Genomic DNA, 2,225 nt, shown 5'->3' on the forward strand with positions numbered 1-2,225 from the left:
TGTACTGACCTGAGAGGTTAGGTACGCGGGAGGCGGGAGGGCCGCTGTTCGCGGTGTGGAACCGGTGGTGATTGTAGTGGTGCAACCACCCGGTGAACGCCTCCCGCTTCTCGCTCTCGCTGGTGTAGGGGCGGGCGTAGGCCCACTCCTCGACCAAGGTCCGGTTGAAGCGTTCGACCTTGCCGTTGGTCTGGGGCCGGTAGGGGCGGGTGCGCTTGTGCTTGATGCTCTGGTCAGCGAGCAGATCACGCCAGAGGTGGGACTTGTAGCAGGACCCGTTGTCGGTCAACACACGCTCCACCGCGATACCCACCGACGTGAAGTAGGCGTGGGCACGCTGCCAAAAGCCCGTGGCGGTCTCCTTGGTCTCATCAGCCAGGATCTCTGAGTAGGCCAGGCGAGAGTGGTCGTCCACCGCGTTGTGCACGAAGGCGTACCCGGCGTTGGTCTTGTTCTTGCGTCCCCGGGCCCGCCCTAACGTTTTGTGGCCGCCCCCGTCGGGGATGTTGCCGAGCTTCTTGATGTCCACGTGCACGAGTTCGCCGGGCCGTTGGCGCTCGTAGCGGCGCACCACACGGCCGGTAGCCCGGTCCAGGTGACTCAGGCGGGCGCATCGGTGGCGGGTCAGGATCCGGTGCACGGTCGAGGCGCACATGCCCAGGTGGCCGCCGATACGGGCCGGCCCCCAGCGTTTGAGGTAGCGGAGTTTGATGATGCGGCGCTCGCGTCGGGTCGGGGTGCGCCTGGGTGAGTGGTGGGGGCGGCTGGAGGCGTCGACCATCCCGGCCTGGCCCAGGGTGCGGTAGCGGTCGGCCCAGCGTTTGGTGGTACTCACGCTGGTCTGGAAGCGTTCGGCGGCACGCCGTAGCGTCCAGCCGTCCTCGACCACGCAGCGGGCCAGGGCCAGGCGTCCGGCGGGTGTGAGGCGCGCATTGGCATGGGTAGTGTGGGCCACGGAGGGCCTCCTGACCTACTTCAGGTGTTGATCTAGACAATCCACACCTATGTCGGAGGCCCTCTCTTGCTGTCAAATCACCGTAGGGCTGTACTCAACCTCTGTGGTCAGTACACCTAGCCCGGGTGCTCGATGAGGGACTCGACCCCGCCCAGGGACTCCCCGAGCGTGAAGACCCGGGTCCGCTCGCACAGCTCCAGCGCCGCCTTCTCACCGTCGCGCAGGGCGAAGGAGACCATCCCGCCGAAGGAGCGCATCTGCCGCTCGGCGACCTTGTGCCCCGGGTGGGACTCCAGCCCCGGGTAGTACACGCGGCGCACCGCGGGGTGACCCTCCAGGGCGGCCACGACCCGCTCGGCGTTCTCGCTGTGGCGGTCCATCCGGACCCCCAGGGTCTTGGCGCCGCGCAGCGTCAGCCAGGAGTCGAACGGCCCCGGGATGGCCCCCATGGTGTTCTGGTGGAAGGCCAGGCGCTCGCCCAGGCCGGTGTCGGCCACGACCAGCGCGCCACCGACGACGTCCGAGTGCCCGCCGATGTACTTGGTGGTCGAGTGCACCACCACGTCCGCGCCCAGCGTCAGCGGGCGCTGGAGGTAGGGCGAGGCGAAGGTGTTGTCGACGACGTGCAGCGCACCGCCGTCGTGCGCGACCTGCGCCACCGACTCGATGTCGGTGATGCCCAGCAGCGGGTTGGTGGGCGTCTCGGTCCACACGACCCGTGTCTCGGGACGCATGGCGTCCCGGACCGCGTCGACATCGGTCTGGTCGACCGCGTCCCAACTCACGCCCCAGCGCTCGACCACCTTGGAGATCAGGCGGAAGGTGCCACCGTAGGCGTCACCGGGGATGATGACGTGGTCGCCCGGCGAGAGCACGGTGCGCAGCAGGGTGTCCTCGGCGGCCATGCCGGAGGCGAAGGCCAGCCCGCGCGACCCGGCCTCCAGGGCGGCCAGGCACTCCTCCAACGCCGTGCGCGTGGGGTTGGCGGTGCGGGAGTACTCGTACCCCTGACGCATTCCGCCCACGCCGTCCTGGGCGTAGGTACTCGTCTGGTAGATCGGCACCACCACGGCGCCGGTGCCGGCGTCCGGCTCCTGCCCCGCGTGGATGGCCAGCGTTTCAAACCCGTCGAACTTCATGGGGCCACAATAGTGCCCGCGCACTCGACCGAACCCGCCTTCAACTGGGAGGTCTCACACTACGGACGGTGCGGGGCGGGCGTTCCCGTCCGTCTCGGAGCGGACCGTCGAGAGGACGGGTCGTGGAAGAC

1 protein-coding gene and 1 pseudogene are annotated in these 2,225 nt (G+C 68.8%); both read right to left on the reverse strand.

Translation table 11 applies throughout. The annotated features are described in order from the left end of the window. Window positions 1-955: IS481 family transposase (locus DSY14_RS27770; protein ID WP_211719560.1), on the reverse strand; the 955-nt coding region annotated here is incomplete at its 3' end. Window positions 956-1,074: 119 nt separating this feature from the next. Continuing rightward, a pseudogene (locus tag DSY14_RS27775) lies at window positions 1,075-2,094 on the reverse strand (cystathionine gamma-synthase); the annotation flags it as partial. Between the last annotated feature and the right edge of the window lie 131 nt (window positions 2,095-2,225).

Source organism: Nocardiopsis sp. MG754419, assembly GCF_018207095.1.
In the GTDB taxonomy this organism is placed as follows: Bacteria; Actinomycetota; Actinomycetes; order Streptosporangiales; family Streptosporangiaceae; genus Nocardiopsis.